This is a genomic window from Chitinimonas sp. (assembly GCF_036568685.1).
Classification (GTDB): Bacteria; Pseudomonadota; Gammaproteobacteria; order Burkholderiales; family Chitinimonadaceae; genus Chitinimonas.
This window is the reverse complement of the sequence record NZ_DATCSC010000005.1, coordinates 35,080-53,155: the sequence shown is the minus strand read 5'-3', so window position 1 is coordinate 53,155 and position 18,076 is coordinate 35,080. Positions and strand designations below refer to the sequence as shown.

17 protein-coding genes and 1 pseudogene are annotated in these 18,076 nt (G+C 61.3%); 6 read left to right on the top strand and 12 right to left on the bottom strand.

The genetic code is table 11. The features are described from left to right. Window positions 1-19 precede the first annotated feature (19 nt). Window positions 20-769, bottom strand: coding sequence for an SDR family oxidoreductase (locus VIM95_RS00720; RefSeq protein WP_331981586.1), 750 nt, complete (start codon window positions 767-769; stop codon window positions 20-22). Between the two features lie 216 nt (window positions 770-985). Here VIM95_RS00720 and VIM95_RS00715 point away from each other — a divergent pair, with 216 nt between their 5' ends. Together VIM95_RS00715 and VIM95_RS00710 are read left to right on the top strand one after the other, a co-directional pair. After that, the gene (locus tag VIM95_RS00715) at window positions 986-1,651 is read left to right on the top strand and encodes a Crp/Fnr family transcriptional regulator (protein WP_331981583.1); all 666 of its coding nucleotides are present in this window, start codon (window positions 986-988) and stop codon (window positions 1,649-1,651) included. Window positions 1,652-1,770: 119 nt separating this feature from the next. Next, window positions 1,771-2,835, top strand: a complete 1,065-nt coding sequence (locus VIM95_RS00710; protein WP_331981579.1) for an MBL fold metallo-hydrolase — start codon at window positions 1,771-1,773, stop codon at window positions 2,833-2,835. An 18-nt stretch (window positions 2,836-2,853) separates the two neighbouring features. Here VIM95_RS00710 and VIM95_RS00705 read toward each other — a convergent pair whose 3' ends face one another. The 11 genes from VIM95_RS00705 to VIM95_RS00655 all read right to left on the bottom strand — a co-directional run bounded on the left by VIM95_RS00705 (window position 2,854) and on the right by VIM95_RS00655 (window position 15,525). After that, window positions 2,854-4,062 (bottom strand): MFS transporter, encoded by a 1,209-nt coding sequence (locus tag VIM95_RS00705; RefSeq protein WP_331981576.1) that lies wholly within the window; start codon window positions 4,060-4,062, stop codon window positions 2,854-2,856. Between the two features lie 173 nt (window positions 4,063-4,235). Then, a complete protein-coding gene (locus tag VIM95_RS00700) occupies window positions 4,236-5,162 on the bottom strand; it encodes a LysR substrate-binding domain-containing protein (protein ID WP_331981573.1) in 927 nt (308 codons plus the stop codon). Window positions 5,163-5,776: 614 nt separating this feature from the next. After that, entirely contained in the window at window positions 5,777-8,011 is a 2,235-nt protein-coding gene (locus VIM95_RS00695; RefSeq protein ID WP_331981570.1) for a hybrid sensor histidine kinase/response regulator, read from the bottom strand. 42 nt (window positions 8,012-8,053) lie between these two features. Then, window positions 8,054-8,668, bottom strand: a complete 615-nt coding sequence (locus tag VIM95_RS00690) for a chemotaxis protein CheW (RefSeq protein ID WP_331981567.1) — start codon at window positions 8,666-8,668, stop codon at window positions 8,054-8,056. Beyond that, window positions 8,649-10,142: a CheR family methyltransferase gene (locus VIM95_RS00685; protein ID WP_331981564.1), complete on the bottom strand. Its 1,494-nt coding sequence runs from the start codon at window positions 10,140-10,142 to the stop codon at window positions 8,649-8,651. The genes VIM95_RS00690 and VIM95_RS00685 overlap by 20 nt, the downstream gene beginning before the upstream one ends. Beyond that, window positions 10,118-10,600, bottom strand: coding sequence for a chemotaxis protein CheW (locus tag VIM95_RS00680; protein ID WP_331981561.1), 483 nt, complete (start codon window positions 10,598-10,600; stop codon window positions 10,118-10,120). The genes VIM95_RS00685 and VIM95_RS00680 overlap by 25 nt, the downstream gene beginning before the upstream one ends. A gap of 111 nt (window positions 10,601-10,711) precedes the next feature. Next, on the bottom strand, window positions 10,712-12,544 hold the full coding sequence (locus tag VIM95_RS00675; RefSeq protein ID WP_331981558.1) for a methyl-accepting chemotaxis protein: 1,833 nt from the start codon (window positions 12,542-12,544) through the stop codon (window positions 10,712-10,714). A 130-nt stretch (window positions 12,545-12,674) separates the two neighbouring features. Further along, entirely contained in the window at window positions 12,675-13,715 is a 1,041-nt protein-coding gene (locus VIM95_RS00670) for an NrtA/SsuA/CpmA family ABC transporter substrate-binding protein (RefSeq protein ID WP_331981555.1), read from the bottom strand. A 551-nt stretch (window positions 13,716-14,266) separates the two neighbouring features. Next, the gene (locus VIM95_RS00665) at window positions 14,267-14,827 is read right to left on the bottom strand and encodes a hypothetical protein (RefSeq protein ID WP_331981552.1); all 561 of its coding nucleotides are present in this window, start codon (window positions 14,825-14,827) and stop codon (window positions 14,267-14,269) included. A gap of 67 nt (window positions 14,828-14,894) precedes the next feature. Then, a complete protein-coding gene (locus VIM95_RS00660; RefSeq protein WP_331981549.1) occupies window positions 14,895-15,146 on the bottom strand; it encodes a hypothetical protein in 252 nt (83 codons plus the stop codon). Between the two features lie 43 nt (window positions 15,147-15,189). Beyond that, a complete protein-coding gene (locus VIM95_RS00655; RefSeq protein ID WP_331981546.1) occupies window positions 15,190-15,525 on the bottom strand; it encodes a zinc ribbon domain-containing protein YjdM in 336 nt (111 codons plus the stop codon). Between the two features lie 178 nt (window positions 15,526-15,703). Here VIM95_RS00655 and VIM95_RS00650 point away from each other — a divergent pair, with 178 nt between their 5' ends. The 4 genes and pseudogenes from VIM95_RS00650 to VIM95_RS00635 form a co-directional block, all read left to right on the top strand. After that, on the top strand, window positions 15,704-16,147 hold the full coding sequence (locus VIM95_RS00650; protein ID WP_331981543.1) for a GNAT family N-acetyltransferase: 444 nt from the start codon (window positions 15,704-15,706) through the stop codon (window positions 16,145-16,147). A gap of 5 nt (window positions 16,148-16,152) precedes the next feature. Next, complete coding sequence (locus tag VIM95_RS00645) at window positions 16,153-16,437, top strand: hypothetical protein (RefSeq protein ID WP_331981540.1); 285 nt, start codon at window positions 16,153-16,155, stop codon at window positions 16,435-16,437. Beyond that, window positions 16,437-17,258: a polyamine aminopropyltransferase gene (locus VIM95_RS00640; RefSeq protein ID WP_331981537.1), complete on the top strand. Its 822-nt coding sequence runs from the start codon at window positions 16,437-16,439 to the stop codon at window positions 17,256-17,258. The genes VIM95_RS00645 and VIM95_RS00640 overlap by 1 nt, the downstream gene beginning before the upstream one ends. Before the next feature lie 21 nt (window positions 17,259-17,279). Further along, window positions 17,280-18,008: pseudogene (locus VIM95_RS00635) on the top strand (YoaK family protein); the annotation flags it as partial. Window positions 18,009-18,076: the final 68 nt, after the last annotated feature.

Sequence of the window (18,076 nt, the reverse complement as noted above, 5' to 3'; positions counted from 1 at the left end):
GCCTGCCATGTTGCAGGCTTCAGGCCGCTTGCCGTGCCAACCAGCTGGCCAGGGTGGTACTGCCGGTCCAGGCCTCGCCGGCCGGCACCAGCGAGCTCGGCTGCAAGGGGGTACCGAAGTAGGGCGCGGCATCGTCGCGCACCACCTCGCGATGATCGTTGCTGGCAGCCAGCCAACGGCGCATCCATTCGTCCAGGCCAAGCGCCTGTGGCCCGCCGATCTCACACACACCGTTGAGCGGCACCAGGGAGACCCGGTCGGCCAGCGCCTGCGCCACGTCGTCGGCCGCGATGGGTTGCAGCCGCGCCGAGGTCACCCGCACGGCACCCTCCACTACACTGGATTCGGCGATGGCGCCGAGGAATTCGAAGAACTGTGTGGCTCGCACAATGCTGTAGGGCACACCACCCTCGCGCAACAGCGTTTCCTGCGCCACCTTGGCACGTAGGTAGCCGCTGGCTGGCAGCCGCTCTGCACCGACCACCGAGAGAGCGATCAGATGCCGCACGCCGGCCGCCTTGGCCGCTGCGGTCAGATTACGGGTGGAATCGGTAAAGAAACGCAGCACCGGCTCGTCCTCGAAGGAGGGCGAGTTCGATACATCCACCACCACGTCCGCGCCGGCCAGCGCTGCCGCAAGGCCTTCGCCTGTCACGGCATTGACGCCCCGCGAGGGCGATGCAGCCACGACCTCGTGGCCGGCTTGCACCAGCAGGGCCTGCAATTTCTTGCCGATCAGCCCGGTACCACCAATGATGACGATCTTCATATTGATTCCCTTCCACAGTCTGGTTGAGGGACGTCACCGCAAAGCGGTCGTCCTTGCTGATAAGACGAGGGAGCGCTGTGGTTTGTGACAGGTGTCGGGGGCAAAATGAAAAAAACGGACACATTGCTTGCTTCAGGCTAAAAATTGGGTGCTGCGCTTGCCTCGCTGTATGGCTAAGGAGGCCGTCCTTAACAATGCGAGAAAAGGAGGACGCTTGTGATTGATACCGCTATCCAGACCAGGGTACTGGCCCTCTACCCGCTGCTGGCGGAGCTGCCCGAGGCAGAGCGGGCAAGGCTGTTTGCCAACAGCAGCTATATGAAGGTGCCGCGCGGGGCCTTGATGTTCGACGAGAACCAGCCCTGCATGGGCTTCCCCCTGTTGATCTCGGGCAGCGTACGAGTACTCAAGTCATCCCCAAGCGGGCGGGATTTGTATCTCTACCATGTGCTGCCGGGCGAGACCTGCATCCTCACCAGCAGCTGCCTCTTGTCCAATGCCCCCTATCAGGCACGCGGCGTGGCGCAGGAAGACACGGAACTGGTGGTACTGCCACCTGGCAGCTTCAAGCAGCTTTTCTCGCAGCTGGAGGTATTTCGCAACCAGGTGTTCAACCGCTTCTCTGAGCGGCTGACCGAGCTCATGAACCTGGTCACTGCCGTCGCCTTCCAGAAGCTGGATCAGCGCCTGGCGGCCTTTCTGGTTGCGCGACCCAGCCCCGTTGCATTGACCCACCAGGCCCTTGCCGACGAGCTGGGCAGCTTTCGCGAGCTGGTCAGCCGCCTGCTGAAGGACTTTGAGCACAAGGGCTGGGTACGGCTGGAGCGTGGCCAGGTGCATGTGCTGGATGCCGAGGCGATGAAGAAATTCGTGAACCTTTAGACGGCAGATTTTTTACGGGCTTGGTGAGGTTTATCACCGAGACTCTGCCTCTCTTTGTCCGACACTGGCGGTAGGCCTGACATGGGCCGGTCTGCCCTTATATTTTGGAGTTCTGGACGATGATCTTCCGCCAGCTTTTTGACCCCACCTCGTCCACCTATACCTATCTGCTTGGTGACGGCGGCGAGGCCATCCTGATTGACCCAGTCTACGAGCAGGTCCCCCGTGACCTGGCCCTGCTGCAGGAACTGGGTCTCAAGCTCAAGACCACGCTCGATACGCACGTGCATGCCGATCATGTGACCGGAGCCTGGCGCCTACAGCAGCGCTGCGGCAGCCAGATCGCCCTGGCCGAGGTGGCCGGTGCCAGCGGGCTGGACCGGCCGCTGCGTCATGGTGATCGTATCGATTTCGGCGGCCGCTACCTGACGGTACGCGCGACGCCGGGTCATACCAATGGCTGCTTGAGCTACGTGCTGGATGACCAAAGCATGGCCTTCACCGGCGACAGCCTCCTGATCCGTGGCTGCGGCCGTACCGACTTCCAGCAGGGCAGCCCGCAGCAGCTGTTTGCCTCGGTGCACGAGCAACTGCTGACTTTGCCCGGGGAGTGCCTGCTCTACCCGGCGCACGACTACCGGGGCATCACCGTCACCAGCGTGGCCGAGGAACGCCGCTACAACCCGCGCTTGGGTGGTGATGTCGATGTGGGCGACTTCACCGGTCATATGAACAACCTCAACCTGCCACATCCCAAGCAGATGGCCGTGGCGGTGCCGGCCAACCTGCGCTGCGGCCAGCCTGAGGGCGACGCCGTACTGCCGGAGACGCCCGACTGGGCGCCGCTCACCTTGCGCTTCAGCGGCGTCTGGGAGATCGAGCCCATGGCGCTGCTGGAGCATATGGCGGGCCTGCAGATCCTGGATGTGCGCGAAGCACCGGAATTCATCGACCGCCTGGGCCATCTCCCGGGGGCCCGACTGGTGCCGCTATCCCAGCTCACCGGCAGCCTGGACCAACTGGACCGGGAGCGTCCGGTGGTGGCTGTCTGCCGCTCCGGCGTGCGCTCGGCCCAGGCCTGCGTACTGCTCAGCAAGGCGGGTTTTGGCAAGGTGGCCAACCTCGCTGGCGGTATGCTGCGCTGGAAGATCGAGGGTTTGCCGGTTGCGACAGACAGCGCCTGAGGTTCCCGCTGACAGGCATTAGCAAGCCGGGCAGGGCTCGGCGCGTGCCTGCGTCAGCGGCATCAGGTTGACCAGCAGGGCCGTTACGCTGACTGCCAGGCCCAGCATGGAAACGCCTAGCCAGTGGGTATGCGCATAGACCACCGTCGACAGCCGCGACAGCAACGCACCGCCCGTGAAGGCACCCAGGATGTAGAGGGTGCTGATGCGGCTACGTAGCGCAGGAGCCAGGCGATAGATGATGGTCTGGTTGGCCACATGCGAGGCGGTCACGCCCAGGTCCAGCAGCACCACGCCCACGATCAGCCCAGCCAGGTGGTAACCAAAACCGGCGAACAGCAGCCAGCCTGCGGCGGCCATGGCTGTGCCCATCCGTACTGCAAAGACGGGACCCCTATGGTCGGCAAGACGGCCGAAGAGTGGGGCGGCGAAGGCGCCCGCCACACCGATCACGCCAAAGAGGCCTGCCACATAGCTGGGTAGCTGGAAGGCCGGCGATTGCAGGTGGAAGGACAGTGTCACCCAGAAGGCATTGAAGCCGCCAAAGATCAGCCCTTGGGTCAAGGCCGCCCGGCGCAGGCTAGGCTCCAGCCGGAACACCGTCGCCAAGGAGCGCAGCAGGTCCGGGTAGCGCAGGCCCTGGCCGCTGGGGGCGATGCCGCTCACGCTACCGAGACGGCGGTAGAGCAGGCCGGCCATCAGGATGGTCAGCCCGATTGCCAGCCAATAGATGCTGCGCCAGCCCGCCACATAACCGAGGTAGCCGCTGACGGTGCGCGACAGCAGGATGCCGCCGAAGATACCGCTGGCCAAGAGACCGGTGACCTGACCCCGCCGGCTGTCATCACTCAACCGTGCCGCCATGGGCGGTAGCAGATAGGGCACCACGGTGCTGAGGCCTAGCAGGGCGCTGGCGATAGCGAGCATGGCACCGCTGCTGGCGGTGGCGACCAGGGCCAGGGCGACGGCATGGGCAGAGAGCAGGGCCACGATCAGCTTGCGGTTGTCGAGTACGTCGCCCAGCGGCAGGAACAGCAGTACCCCCATGCCCACGCCGATCTGCGTGAGCATGGGGATCAGGCCCATGTCGGCAATCGGCATGCCCAGCGATTGGCCGATCTCAGGCAGTAGTGGCTGGGCGTAGTAGGCGCTGGCAATGGCCATGCCGCAGCACAGCGCCAATATCCGCGCGAGGTTGGGGGTAAGCGTTGAAGTGGTGGTGGACATGACTAGCTCCCGTAGCGATAAGACTTGCGGTACGGCGCTGCCTATTGGCCTCACCCGGACCGGATACGGCGACCGCCGTATCGAACAGGGCGAAGCTTGCGCGCGCAGCTGGGGCGCCGGCCAATCGGAATGAGGGCTCGTATCGATAAGTTTTTCTTATCGAGAAGGGCGGCCTAGTTGCTGAGCCAGGCGTCGGGTGCACCCAGGCGCAGGCTCTCTTCCTTGGCCAGGTCCACGAGGTCGAGGACCAGTGTGCAGTTCTCGTCGGTCCGCCAGAATACGTTCACATTCAGCGCACCCATATCGCGCACCCGCCGGTAGGTCAGTCCGGCTGGCGGGGTGTTGAAGACATAGGGGGTACCCAGCATCAGGCCCATGCCCTGGGCCGTGAGGTTGATGCCGACCTGGGCCTGGATGGTTTCGTAGACGAAATTCGGCGTAAAACCTTCGCGCCGGCACTGCGCCACGATGGCCTCGTACAAGGGTTCGTTGATCTGTGGTGCAAAGATGATCAGCGATAGACCGGCCAGGTCGGCCACGGCGACATCGTCCTGTGCAGCCAGCGGATGATCCTCCGGCATCAACAGCGCCCAGCCCGATTCCAGCAGGGTGTAGCCCGATACGCCGGTCCCCTCCAGTGAGCCCAATGCCACGCCAAAGCCCACGTCGATCTGCCCACTGCGTAGCGCCTGCACCTGCTGGCTGCCATTCATCTCGTGGCGCAGTATGCGTATGCCTGGGTAGAGCCGCTGCAGTTTGATCATGGCCGGCGGCACGAAGGCGAGGTTGGTGTATTCCACGAGGCCTATGGAGATCTGGAAGGCATGCCCCTCGGCCGCTTGCCGGGTCTGCTGCACGGTGCGCTCCAAGAGGCCCAGGATCTGCTCGGCACCGTCGAGCAACACTTGCCCTGCCGAGGTCAGGGTGACCCCGCGCCGTTCACGCACGAACAGTTGCACACCCAGCCGCTCCTCCAGGCTGGCGATCTGCTGGCTCAGGGCGGGTTGCGAGACAAAGGCGCGCTCGGCCGCCCGACCAAAGTGCAGCTCCTTGGCCAGTAGCTGGAAGTAACGCAGTTGTCTGAGTTCTATGGCCCGCATGGTGCTCCATCGTTATAGATCGGAAGGTTGGCCGCCGGGTAGTACAGACCGGGCAAATCTTCAATAAATGGTGGCTCAACCCTGCCCGGTCAAGTCACCATCGGCTATCTACTGGCGCAGCCATTGCAGACTGCTGTTGGCATCGTGGCCGCGGTACCAGATCAGGCTGACCTATAGAGGCTGCATGACGAGTGGCAAAGGCACCAGCCCTACAGGCAACTGGCTGGCGAATTGCTACGCCGGGCGCAGTGGCATATTACCCCGCAGCCCGGAACCCGCGACCACAGCCGGGATGCACATAGATATCCACGCAAGTGGCCGACGTGGCCAACTGAGCGAGTGCGTCCTGGCCTATCGGCCAGGCGAGCATTGGCGCGCCGAGGCACAAGGCGGGTGGAGCAGGAGTCACGCTTGTCACTGCAGCAGCTGAAGGGGGGTATCGAGCTGGCGGCGTCGCTTTTTTTCTGCGGGTATTGCCGATGCTACCGTCGAGATCGGCGGTCCCTGTGCGAACGACGAACTCGCCGCCCAGGCCCAGGACTGGTCCGTAGGCGGTGGCTATTGGTACCAAGTTCGGCCTTGAGCATGATGGCTCGAATGACCGGAGCAGACCTTCAAAGCAATCGTTGCACGACGTCCAGCAGGTGGCTTTGGTCGAAGCCGCTTTTGACGATATACGCGTCGGCGCCAACATCGATGCCCCGTGCCCGATCTTCACTGGAATCCAGTGTGGTGACGAGCACCACCGGCATGTTCTTCAACTTCGGCTCCTGCCGGATCTTGCGGGTCAGCCCGAACCCATCCAGGCGAGGCATTTCCACGTCCGAGATGACTAGGTCGAAGTGGCGGGCACGCAAGGAGGTAAGGGCATCGATACCATCGAAGGCGGTACTTACGACGTAGCCCGCCATCTCGAATATGTTTCGCAGCAGGGAGCGTGAGGTAATCGAATCTTCAACGATCATGATCGACTTGGCCCCTGCTTCGACGGCCGGGGGATTCGGTACAGCAACCGCCCTGGCTGCCTTGGCTGCGGATTTCAGCAAGTCTGTCACACTCAGTATGGGAACGATCCGGCCTGTACCCAATATGGTCACCGCGGCGATATTGCGTAGGCGCTGTATGGGCGGCCCAAGTGGCTTGACCAGTACCTCATACTCTGCGTCGACATGATCGACCACAAAGGCAGTGCTCTTCGCGCCCATACCTAGCAGTACGACTTCCAGGTAGTCGCTATCGTCCTTGGCGGACCGGGGCAGCTCCAGAACATCTGCCAGCCAGGCCACCGCAATGACCTGTCCTTCGAGCACGATCGTTTCACGATGCTCGACCGCCCGGATCGTATCGCGCGCTATTCTTGCCACCCGCGCTACATTGCTCGATGGCAGGACGAATTGCTGCTCGCCCACGGTGATCAACAACCCGCGAAACGTAGCAAATGAGGTAGGGAGAACGACATGGAAGGCGGTTCCGACGTATTTCTCGGACTGGATCTCGATACGCCCGCCCAGTGCCTCTACCTTCTGCCGAACGATGGCCAGTCCGAGGCCGCGTCCGGAAATATCTGTCACCAGCGGGCTGGTGGAGAAGCCGGACTCGAACAGTAGCGTCAGCAACTCGGCCTCCGAGGGAGCACTTTCTTCCTGCAACAAGCCCAGTCGTACCGCCTTGCTCCGTACCTCATCGAGATCAATCCCTCGGCCATCATCCGCGACGACGAGTTCGATCATGTTGCCGTCCCTGGGCTGTACCGTCATGGTCAGTTGGGCTTGCGGCGGCTTTTGCCATCGCGTGCGCTCTGCACTGGTCTCGATGCCGTGGTCCAGGCAGTTCCGCACCAGGTGGATCAACGGATCCTTGAGTTGCTCCAATATCCTGCGATCTATCTCAATGCCGGTGGTACCCGTTATCTGGAAGGCCACGTCCTTTCCCAGATCCTTCGCCTGATCGCGCACCAGCTTGGGAAAGAGTTCCAGCCAAGATGTCAGCGGCAGAATCAGGGCTTGTTTGATGTTATCGAGCAGATTGTCGACCACCGAGGCGGTGTGGCGCTGGTCCTGCTCCACGATCTGCATGATCTTCAGCAGCTTATCGTCCAGCGCTTTGAGCTGCATGACGTCGCGTTCGACGGCTTCGAGCAGCTCGATGAAGCGCTGCTCGCCCTCACCTTGTCCCTTGTTAGACGGTTGATTTTGCTGCCGACGACGGATCAACCTGGCTTCAACGCTGATCTTGCCCCAATCGTTGCGCCAATTCGATAGACCGGTTCCCAGGGCGGCCAACTGCTCCGTAAGGTGAGAGGCCTTGAAACGCAAGGAGGAGAGCTCCTCAGTCTGATTGAGGAGGTGGGTAAGCTGCGTGGTGGAAATGCGAACAGTTTCGTTGGTGACCAACTCCGTCAGGCTCGCGGTGGGCCGGTCCCTGTCCTTGGTGGAGCGCTCGGGCGAAGTGGCGGCTTGCCGCGTCCCTGCCTTGTCTTTGGCATCTGGCGAGTCACCTGGGCGCGGGCTCGGCTTGCCGGACAACGCGTACTCCAGTGCATTGATGCTCTGGAACAGTTTGTTCAGTGAGGCGCCGGACACATTGACGCTACTGTAGTTCAGCCGCGCCAGCATGCTCTCCAACACGCCGCACTTGGCCTCCAGGTTGGTCTGGTGCACGGCCCGCGCAGCCCCTTTCAAACTATGTGCTTCCCGGAAAAGGGCCTCGATCAGTGCCGGGTGCCGATCGACCGAGTCCGGGGCCTGAAGCGCCTGCAGCAAGGATTGCATTACCCGTAGACGCTCCTCCGCCTCCGCCTTGAAGGTAACCAGTAGTCGTTTGAAGAGGCTTTCTTCATTGTCTGCCATCGCGTATGCCTCTTGGGTGCCGTGTACTAGGCGACGCGGCGCCTAGTTGTCCACTTCTTCATTCAGGACGATGGCCGGGCTGCGCATGAACTTTCTCGCGTCCAATACCATCAGCCTGTCTGACGTAATACCGTGCAGGTATTCGGCACCATTGCCGGGAAGTAGGGTTGCAGACAGTTGGATGTCAGTCTCCGGCAGCATGAGTACGCTCAAGATGCGATCGGCCTGTACACAGAACTCCATGCCGTCGTCACTCAGGACGATCACCTTGTCCTGATCTGTACGGCCACTTATGGGCAGTTTGAAGAAGCTGCGAATATCGAGCACGTTAAGTATCTGCCCGCGAATGTTGATCGCGCCCAGCAGATGAGCTGGTGCACCGGGCAGTGACGTCAGTTCCCTTAGCGGATGGACCTCCCGGATGAAGGCGGTTTCGAAGGCGTATCGCTCACCGGCTAGCTCAAACTCCACCACCTCGAGGTATTTGACCGCTCTGGGCGCATCTTGCCTTTGTGCCATCAATTGTGCGCGCTGCTGCAAGATGCTTAGCTGGACCTCCTCGGTAGGCTCGAAGTCATGCAGTAGCTTGGCTTCGATCTGCGCCATCTGACTGCGAAGCTCATCCCAGTCGATTGCGCTAGTCTGTTTGCCTGCCATCGCGCGGTCCTCCGTATCCGATGCGTGCGATCGTCGTCAGCTGTGCCACCGTGATGCCACCCGATTCGGGCAGTATCGCCTCGGGGGTATGAGTGGCGAGCAATCGAAGTGCATTGCCAAAATGCCGTGCGGCGTCGACGTGGCCCAGGCGCTTGCCCAGCGCGCCAAGGGACAGGTGCGCCAGGACGAAATCTGGTTGCAGATAGAGCACACGCTTGAGGGTTTGCAGGGCCTCTTCAGCATGCCCTTGCTCGTCCAGTATGGTGGACAGAAGATAGTGGCTCGCCGGATCGCAACGGTCCTGGGCGATGGCTTGCCTGCACCACTCGGCTGCTTCCGTGAGTTGTCCCCGGTTGGCATGGGCACGGGCGACCAGCAGCATGGCCTGGGTATGTGCGCAATGCGCTGACAAGACCGCTACTACCTGGGCGTAGTCACCTTGCTCGTAGAGGGACATTGCTTGTGCATAAGGGCTGTCTGCCGCCGGCTGGCTTGCCGCTACCGTTCCGGTGCCATGTGGACGGGCCGGCGATGCGATGGCGCGTGGGCGGTATCCGGCTTCCCGCTTGCTTGAAGTACGGGTGGGCACCCGTACCTTAACTGGCCGGCCAGGCTGCTTGCTGTAGAGGCTGATTCCTTCGAAATCCGTACAGTGGAAGCGGTCAAAGTAAGATCGTCCCACTTCCGTGGCCGCGACCACCAGCCATCCTCCGGTGATCAAGGACTGATGCAGTCTTTCGACGGTACGATGCGCTTCGGTCTCATCGAAGTACATCAACACATTGCGGCAGAAGATGAGGTCCACGGCGCTGGTGCCGTTGTCGCTGGCAGGGTAGTCATTACTGACCAGGTTCAGTTGGGAGAACGACACCATGTCCCGGATGCGGGCTTGAAGTTGTAGCTTGTCCGGCCCGCTGGCCTCAAAGTAGTCGGCAACCCAGGAAGGCTGGACACCGCGGAAGGACCAAGGCTTGTAGGTACCGGCGGCCGCCTGCTTCAGGAACTGCGGGTTGACGTCGGTTGCGAGTATGGAAACTTGCCACGCCGATAGATCCGGTAACAACCGGTGCAGCAGCATGGCCAAGGAGTAGGGCTCCTCGCCGGTGCTACAGCCCGCGCACCAGAACCGCAGGCTGTTGCAACCGGCTTGACGCCGCGCTGCGATCAGCTGCGGCAGGACTTGCTGCTCCAACACAACGAAGGTAGCGGATTCCCTGAAGAAATAGGTTTCACCAACGGTGAGGTACTGTGCCAGGTCGTCGATCCAACGGCCATCGGCATCGCCTGCCATCAGGTCCCGCATGCAGTCATTGGCATCTCGGTAACCCCACGCTGCAGTGATGGCGTAGACCTTGCGCAGTAATTCGTCCTGGCGGTGAGGTGCGAAATACAAGCCGAGCAGCCGGGCAACGAAGTCGGCAAACTGGGCGAGCAGTGCTTGGTCGACGACTAGTTGATGGTTGGCGAGCCGCATGATTGGCGCTTCATTGCCGTATCGAGTGCGAGTTCCTCGCTCAAGGACAGGAACTCGTCCAGATCGGGTATCAGGATCAATCCATCCTGCAGGTGTATCAGGCTGGTGATGCAAGGTAGCGTTGGAACATGGGCGCCCGTTTCCACCCGCTGTTCTGCCGGGTAGCTGGTGACGATTTCGACGCTATCGGCATATATCCCGACCAGGTAGCGTGTTGTGTGCACCAGGATGATGAGGTCGTTGAGATGTACCTTCCGGTGCGCCAAGCCCAAGCGCCCACGCAGGTCAAAAATGGGGACCAGTTGGCCGTGTACGTCGATCACGCCCAGGACACCGCTGGGCATGCCGGGCAGGATGGTGACTGATTGCATGGGAATGACGCGCTCTACCGCATGCAATGCGAGCGCCAGCAAGAGGGTATCCAATTTAAACGCCACGACTTTGAAGGGCTGCGACATGCTCGTTCAATCCAAGGTCCGTAACGATATTTCGGCACTGTCCGTTGAGCGTTTTCCTGGCAGCGCCGCCCCCAGCGCTGGGTGCCGCGTTAGCCAGTAGTTTTGGTCGCGCTAAGGCGACTCTTGCTCAACAGTGGTTGGTGCGTGCATTTTCATCGACAAGTGATACTGCTCGAGCAGGTGCTTAAGTTTTTGCCCGAGCGCATGTAAGGCCTGGGCGGCATCCTCGGTCATCAGCGTGCTCGCCACGTTCTGTTCACTGGCCAGCTTGATGCTTTGCATCGCGATGGCGGCTTGGTCCATGCCGATCAGCTGTTGCTGCGCCGAGGTGGCGATATGAATGGCCGCCGAGGCGGCCTCGTCAAGGCTGTTGCTCAGGTCGCGGATAGAGGCGCCGGCTTCCCCGGATAGCCGCACACCTTTCTCCACCGCTTTGCTGCTCTGCTCTATGGTCAGTACCGCTTGCGTGGTTGCCTTCTGGACGTCGTGAATGATCCCCTTGATCTGGGATGTGGCACGCTTGGATTGATCGGACAGATACTTGACCTCCTGGGCGACCACCGCAAAGCCCTTGCCATGGTCGCCGGCCCTGGCCGCTTCGATGGAGGCGTTGACCGCGAGCATGTTGGACTGCTCTGCCAGATTGTTGACGGTCGCGATGATTTCACCGATGGCCACGCTCTGTTCGCTCAAGCGGGCGATGCTGTCGGCTACGGATTCCATATGTTCCTGGATGCGGTGCATGGATTCGATCGACTCCTCGACCGATCTCCGTCCATCCTGCGAGATTTGAGCCGTCCTCTGGACTTCGTCGGAGACCGCGCGAGCCTTTTCTGTTGCGGCATGTGCGGTCTGCTTCACCTCCTCTACCGTTGTGGCCGTCTGACTCACGGCACTGGCCGTCTCGGTCGACCCAGCCGCTACCTGGGTTGTTGCCGACATGATTTCCTCGGTTGAAGTAAACAGGATGTCCACCGTTTCCTGGGTCTCCTGCATCAGTTGGTACAAGCGCGCTTCAGTACGCTGGCGCTCGGCGATTTCAGCTTGCAGGGCTTGGTTGCTTGCACCCAGCTCATCGCGCGAGACCGTTGTCCCTTGCAGCTTCTCCGACATCTCGTCGAAGGCGCGCGCGAGATCGCCAATCTCGTCCTGAGCGGTGATGGCCAACCGGTGCTCCAGATTGCCACTACCGATCAGGGTGATGCCGGCACGCAGCGTGTCGAGAGGGCGGATCACGCTATGCAGTATCAATATCCAGATCAGAACCCCGACAAGCAGTATCGCCCCTCCGAATATCATGATCGCGATGCTCGCCTGCCGCTGCGCATCCAGCACCCCTTGCCGGCTACGGTCCGATAAGGCGAGCGAGACGGCGATCATGTCCTGCGCCTTGTTCGTGATCTGCCCTGTCAGCCTGGCCTCAAGCTCCTCCATGATGGCCAGCTTGTCCTTGGCCTGCCCGGTCTTGCGATTGTTGACGAGCTCCAGGAACAGGGACTTGGCCTGCTGCTGGGTATTCTGGAGGTCAGCGAGTATTTTCTGCTCCTCCTGGCCGTCGAACCCCGTCGCACCCGCCAATAGCTTGGACAGTGACTCATGCCGCTGCTGCAGTTGTGATTGCGTACGTTCCCCATGGCCCACCACATATTCGAGGGTGAGATATCGAACGGCAGTCACCGCATTGAGAATCTCTCCGGCAGCCTCATTCCTGGCCAGCTCCCGCTTCATTTGCTGGGCAGCGGACAGCAATACCAGGCCAGTGACGGCCATGGCGCACGCTGCGAATACACCGGCAAGCAGCAGTTTTGTTGCGATCTTCATAAACATCGCCTCATGTTGAGCGGCCTGACGGCCATTCCGCTCAAAATTGCCATCCATCGTAGCGAGGACTGCTTGCTCGCCGGAAATCGAGCCGTGCGGCCACCCGCGGGCCTTGTCCGCCAAATGTGGTATCAGGCGGTCACCTGCGACAGCAAGGCATGGCGGAACCTTTGGGCGTAGCTGTCGAGTGGCATTCGGACGGCGCCTTCCCATACGCCGGGATTTATGCGGTCCGTTGCAGAGGCGTGTTGGCTCAATGAATGATTGTTACCGCGGTCGGTGCAATGGCCTCCAGGCCGTCTCGATAGATGTAATCAAGATAGTTCGGCATCTCGGTCGCGCTGGTCAGGTTGTTCTTCATCGCCCAGCGAGCCTCGTCTTCCAATGCCATGATGAGGCCCTGGTCCAGCGTGAGGTTGAATCGGTAGGAAGACCAGGCCGCCTTCATTTTTGCCGGGTCACTCTTGGTCTCGGCGGCAAGCAGCGTACGGGCTTCCTCGGGGGCTTCGCTGCAGAGTCGGGTGCCGCGCGACAAGGCATGCAGTACCTTCTTGATCAGCTCCGGGTTGCCGGTGATGTAATCCCGTTTCCCGGCGATGTTGTACAGGCTGGTATAGACATCTTGTCCATAGAAGGCCGTGCCATTGTTACCCAGCTCCTTGAGCGAGGTGTCAAGGATAGGCTCCCAGGTGGCAATGGCATCCACTTCCCCGTTGAGCAGGGCCGGCGCAAGTTCGGCTGGGGTGTAGTTCTGGATCGTCACGTCGCTGGGGGCCAATTTCTGCCGGTTCAACAGGGCGTTGAGGGCGAAGTGTCCCGAGGTATTGAGGGTGGCACCGATTCGTTTCCCTTTCAGGTCCCCGAGCGTGTTAATGCCGCGGTCTTTGCGGCCAACGATGCCGTGGTCCTTTTCAGTCCTGAATACGGTCGCGATGACCGATACGGGTTGGCGGTTCAAGCCGGCGAACATGACGGGTATGTCGGCCACAGTCGCCAAGGCGGCCTTGTCTTGCAACAGGGCTTCCATGGAGGCCTTGCCACTGGTCTGGGGCTGGATCGTAATGGCGATGCCCTGATCGGCGAAATAGCCCTTGGCCTTGGCCGCGATAACGGGGCAACTGGCCGCATAGCCAACATTGGTGGCTATGGTGATCTGCACCGGGGGGAGAGTGGGCGATGCCTGGGGATTCCATAGAAAGTGCCCGGCCAGCAACGCGCCGACGAAGGCCACGGCCGCGGCCAGCACCCAGCCTAGGCGCTTGCTGTGCATGAACCCTGCCGATTTACCCGTCATGGCCAACTCGCTTCCATACGGATATCGAGGCAACGGTTGACGGCCGTCATAAGGTTGGCGTTAACCGGGCCAGCCCCAGTATCCCGGCGGTGCGCGGAAAGGCGTGCTGTCTGGGCGACAAGGGGCGCGTCGGGCACCGGACGGGGTGGGGCGCCATTTGCGATAAGCACTATCGGTAAGACGTTGCAGCGCATATTTCCTCCTACCCATACATCGCAAATGCCTTCAGGCAGGGGTAATTTGCCCCAATGCCGTCCAGGCTTCGCCATGCTTGTTATCTAGCGACCACATTAGACCAGTGGCATCAGCAATGCCAGTGGCGCTGGCAGGGCTTCAAGTACGGGGCGGGTTGCTTTGTTCGCCAACCATCGAGGCACTTCAGCGGTTGGGGGTGATAGGTGAGAACTCTCCCATGAGTATTGCGACCGGGCCGGCCTTGGCGGCAAACGTGGGTGGGCCCGAGCCAAGGGCCTGGAAAACCGCTTGCAACCCGCTTGGCATCCGCTCCCACCAGGGTGTCTGCGCGGTTTCCATAGGCTTGCCGATTGCCGCTACTGTGAGCGCCTGCGTTCCCCGCGCCCAAGATGATTGAGCATTTCCACCACGGCGCTGCGCGGTACATCCCCTTCGCGGATGGCCGTGATCGCCGCCAAGACGGCCGCAACAAGCTCCGCAGTGGCTAGCAGGTCCTGCTTCTGTGCTGTGATCAAGCTCAATAGTGCCCGGGATTCCTGGGCGGCATTGGCACAGTGGATACCTAGCTCCGCAAAGGGGATGACCGATTCAGTCGGCAGCATGGTGATCGCCTTGGAAACGAGCTCGGCAATACCTTGGTATTTGCCCAGAATCTCGGTGGTCGATTGCTGCAGGAACTGGTTTGTCGTCTCCGCATCGGCAAACCAGGAGGCCAGGCCATTCAGCCGCAGCTCGGCCCGGTGCAGGGAGTGCTGCACGGCGTCGTCATCGAGCAGGTAGGTGGTTTCGGTCCGTAGCGCCGGCAGCAGGAACTGATCCCGCATATTCCGCAGTTCGACGCCCAGGCTATCGATCGTGCGTTGGATCTGGGATATTTCCAAGCGACACTGGGCCTGTCTGGTGTTGGCCTTCAGCACCAGCGCATTGGCTTCGCCGAGGGGGAACAGGGCATCCCTGTTCCCGTCAGACGTTTGCATGGACGCGTTATCGCAGCCGTTTGAAGCGCACACGTACCACCGACGTATCCGCCGGTCCGCCTTCGTATTCCTTCCATATCTCGCCGATATCGCCCGCCCTGGACAGGACTTCCAGGTCGGCTACCAGCTGTTCGAAGCGCTGCGCCGGGCCGATCTCGGTCTCGCCGCCGGCCGTACCTACCTTCACAACGGTACCCGACACCAAAATCGTGCCCATGGCGCCGATGGTTGTGCTGTTGACGATATCCCTGGCCAGCATGGTTCCTCTCTTCCTAGCGTGTAGTACCGGCGATCGTGCCGGCTCAGGCTTTCTTCACGAACTCTGATTTCAGCTGCATGGCACCGATGCCGTCGATCTTGCAGTCGATGTCGTGGTCTCCCTCCACCAGGCGGATGTTCTTGACCTTGGTGCCAACTTTCACCACCAGCGAGGAGCCCTTGACCTTCAGGTCCTTGATCACCACCACGGCATCGCCGTTCTGCAGAACGTTCCCATTGGCGTCGCGCACCACCTTCACTTCGGCCTCGTCGGCCGGCACATGGATCCATTCGTGGGCACATTCGGGGCAGACAAAGACGGCACCGTCCTCGTAGGTGAATTCCGAACCGCATTTCGGGCATTTGGGCAAAGCAGACATGTTCTTACCTGTGTTGGCTGTAGATGTATGAGGGCTGGCCGGTGGATGCCGGGCGCAGACCTTCTCATTGTGATGGTAGGCACATTCGAACCATCTTCAATGTTAATTTCATTATAATGAAATGAAACTGGTGGAGGCGAGCAAGTCTCTGGTTAAGGTAAGGAAGTGAGGGAACCCCATGGCAGACAAGATCGCGCTGCGACTGATGAATGCAGACGACTATGCGCAGTGCCAGCAGCTTTGGCAGCGTAACGAAGGGTCCGTGATGCGGGATTGGGATGATGAGCGCGGGATCCGCCGGTTCCTGGCCCGTAACCCCAAGATGAGCTGGGTTGCGGTACAGGACAAGGCGATCGTGGGCAGCGTGCTCTGTGGCAGCGATGGCTGGCGCGGCTACCTCTACCACCTGGCGGTGGACGAACACTGTCGCAAACGCGGCCTGGCGACCGCGCTGGTCAGCCGGGCGATCGCACAGCTGGAAGAGTTCGGCGTCCCCCGGGCGCACATCCTGGTGGCCCATGACAACCCCAAGGGCGGGTTGTTTCTGATGGACCAGGCCTGGACCAAGCGCGACGATGTGACTCTGTTCAGCACCGATCTCAGCCGACCGATACTGCAGTAACGGCGATGTCGAGCAAGCCGCCCATCCTTACCCGACAACTGCTCGTCCGCGGCGCTCGCCCGGCTCAGGGCTGGCAACTGGCCTTGCAAAGGCTGTGCGCCAGCCTGTCTATCACCTACAGCGTGGATAGCGAAGCGGCGCAGCAATTGGCCTTGACCATCAAGGGCGACGCAGTGGCACTGGGCCTGTTGCTCAATCAGCTGGAAGAGGGGGCTCTCGGCTTCAAGCCGGCCAGCGTGGCCGTCACCTTCACCTGGCCGACGGCTCCGTCGAGCAAGGCGACACCGTGATGCCGGACCCGGCCGAGAATTTTGTCGATCATCTGCTGCTGCGCTGCAAGCCAATCGGCAAACCGTTTGTCTATGAGGAAGCCGGCACGATCTCCCTCCACTTCGACATCGAGGCCACCCAGAGCCTGATGCGGCTGGATGATCCCTACCAGCTCAGCCTGGGCTACACCCGGACCATGATGGGCTTTCTGTTGCTCACCGACATTCCCCAATCCATGGTGATGATCGGGCTGGGCGGTGGCTCTCTTCCAAAATTCTGCTTCCGGCACCTGCCCGAAACCGACATCACGGTTGTGGAGATCAATCCCGAGGTGATTGCGCTGCGGCAGCAATTCCATATCCCAGACGACGATATGCGCTTTCGGGTGGTGTGCGAGGACGGTGCGGACTATGTGTGCCGGCAGGACGCCAGTGTGGATGTGCTGCTGGTCGATGGGTTCGACCATGAGGGGCAATGTCCCGAGCTCGCTGCACCGTCCTTCTATCAGGGTTGTCATGACGCCTTGCGCGTGGGCGGCGTGATGGTAGTCAACCTGCTCGGCAGCGATTTGCTGCGCGAGGTGTATATCGCCCGGATCCAGCGGGTCTTTGGCAACCTGGTCCTGATCGTCGATGCCGAGCGTGGTGCCAATGTCGTGGTGTTCGCGATCAAGGCCGACAAGCCACGTTTGGGCAAGGCTCGACTGGCCAAGCGTGCACAGGTGATGGCGAGCCGCTGCGGCATTTCCTTCCAGCATGTGCTGGCAGGCCTGCATCGGCAGCTTTGGCCGCTGGACGAAATCCCACAACCAGCACCGGCACAGCCGGGCGCCGGGTGCTGACCTCGCCATGAGAGGTACGCGATGCCTGTCGATTACCTGCGCAATCTGACCGGACATGAGCGCAACCGCCGCTCGGACCGTCATCTGGGCTACGCGCTCGCCTTCGTGGCCGGTGCCGTTAATGCCGGCGGCTTCCTGGCCGTGGGACGCTATACCTCGCACATGACCGGGATGGTCTCCAGCATGGCCGACGCCGCGGTACTGGGTGACCTGGCTGCGCTGTTGGCCGCGCTGGCCGCCATCCTGGCTTTTATCAGTGGTTCAGCCACCACCGCCATCCTGACCAACTGGGCGGCACGCCGGCACCTGCGTAGCCGCTATGCGCTGAGCCTGCTGCTGGAGGCTCTGCTGCTCCTGCTGTTTGGTGTGGCAGGTAGCTACCTGGCCGAGCTGCGTGAATTGCTGGTCCCGGCGACGGTCTTGCTGCTCTGCTTCATCATGGGCCTGCAGAATGCGGTAATCACCAAAATCTCCAGCGCCGTCATCCGTACCACCCATGTCACTGGTCTGACCACGGATATCGGGATCGAGCTGGGCAAGCTGCTCTATGTCAATCGCAGCCGTAACCTCCGACCGACAGTCTCGGCCAACCGGGCCAAGCTTCGTCTCCACAGCACGCTCTGGGTCTGCTTCCTTAGCGGCGGCGTCGTGGGTGCCCTTGGCTTCAAGCATGTGGGCTACAGCGCAACCATCCCCCTGGCGCTCTTGCTGTGCCTCTTGGCAGGCGTGCCGGCAGTCGACGACCTGCGCTACCTGCGCGCTGTTCGTCCAGAGGTGCCGGAGAAGCGCTAGTGCCCGGACGTGGCATGCACATGAGG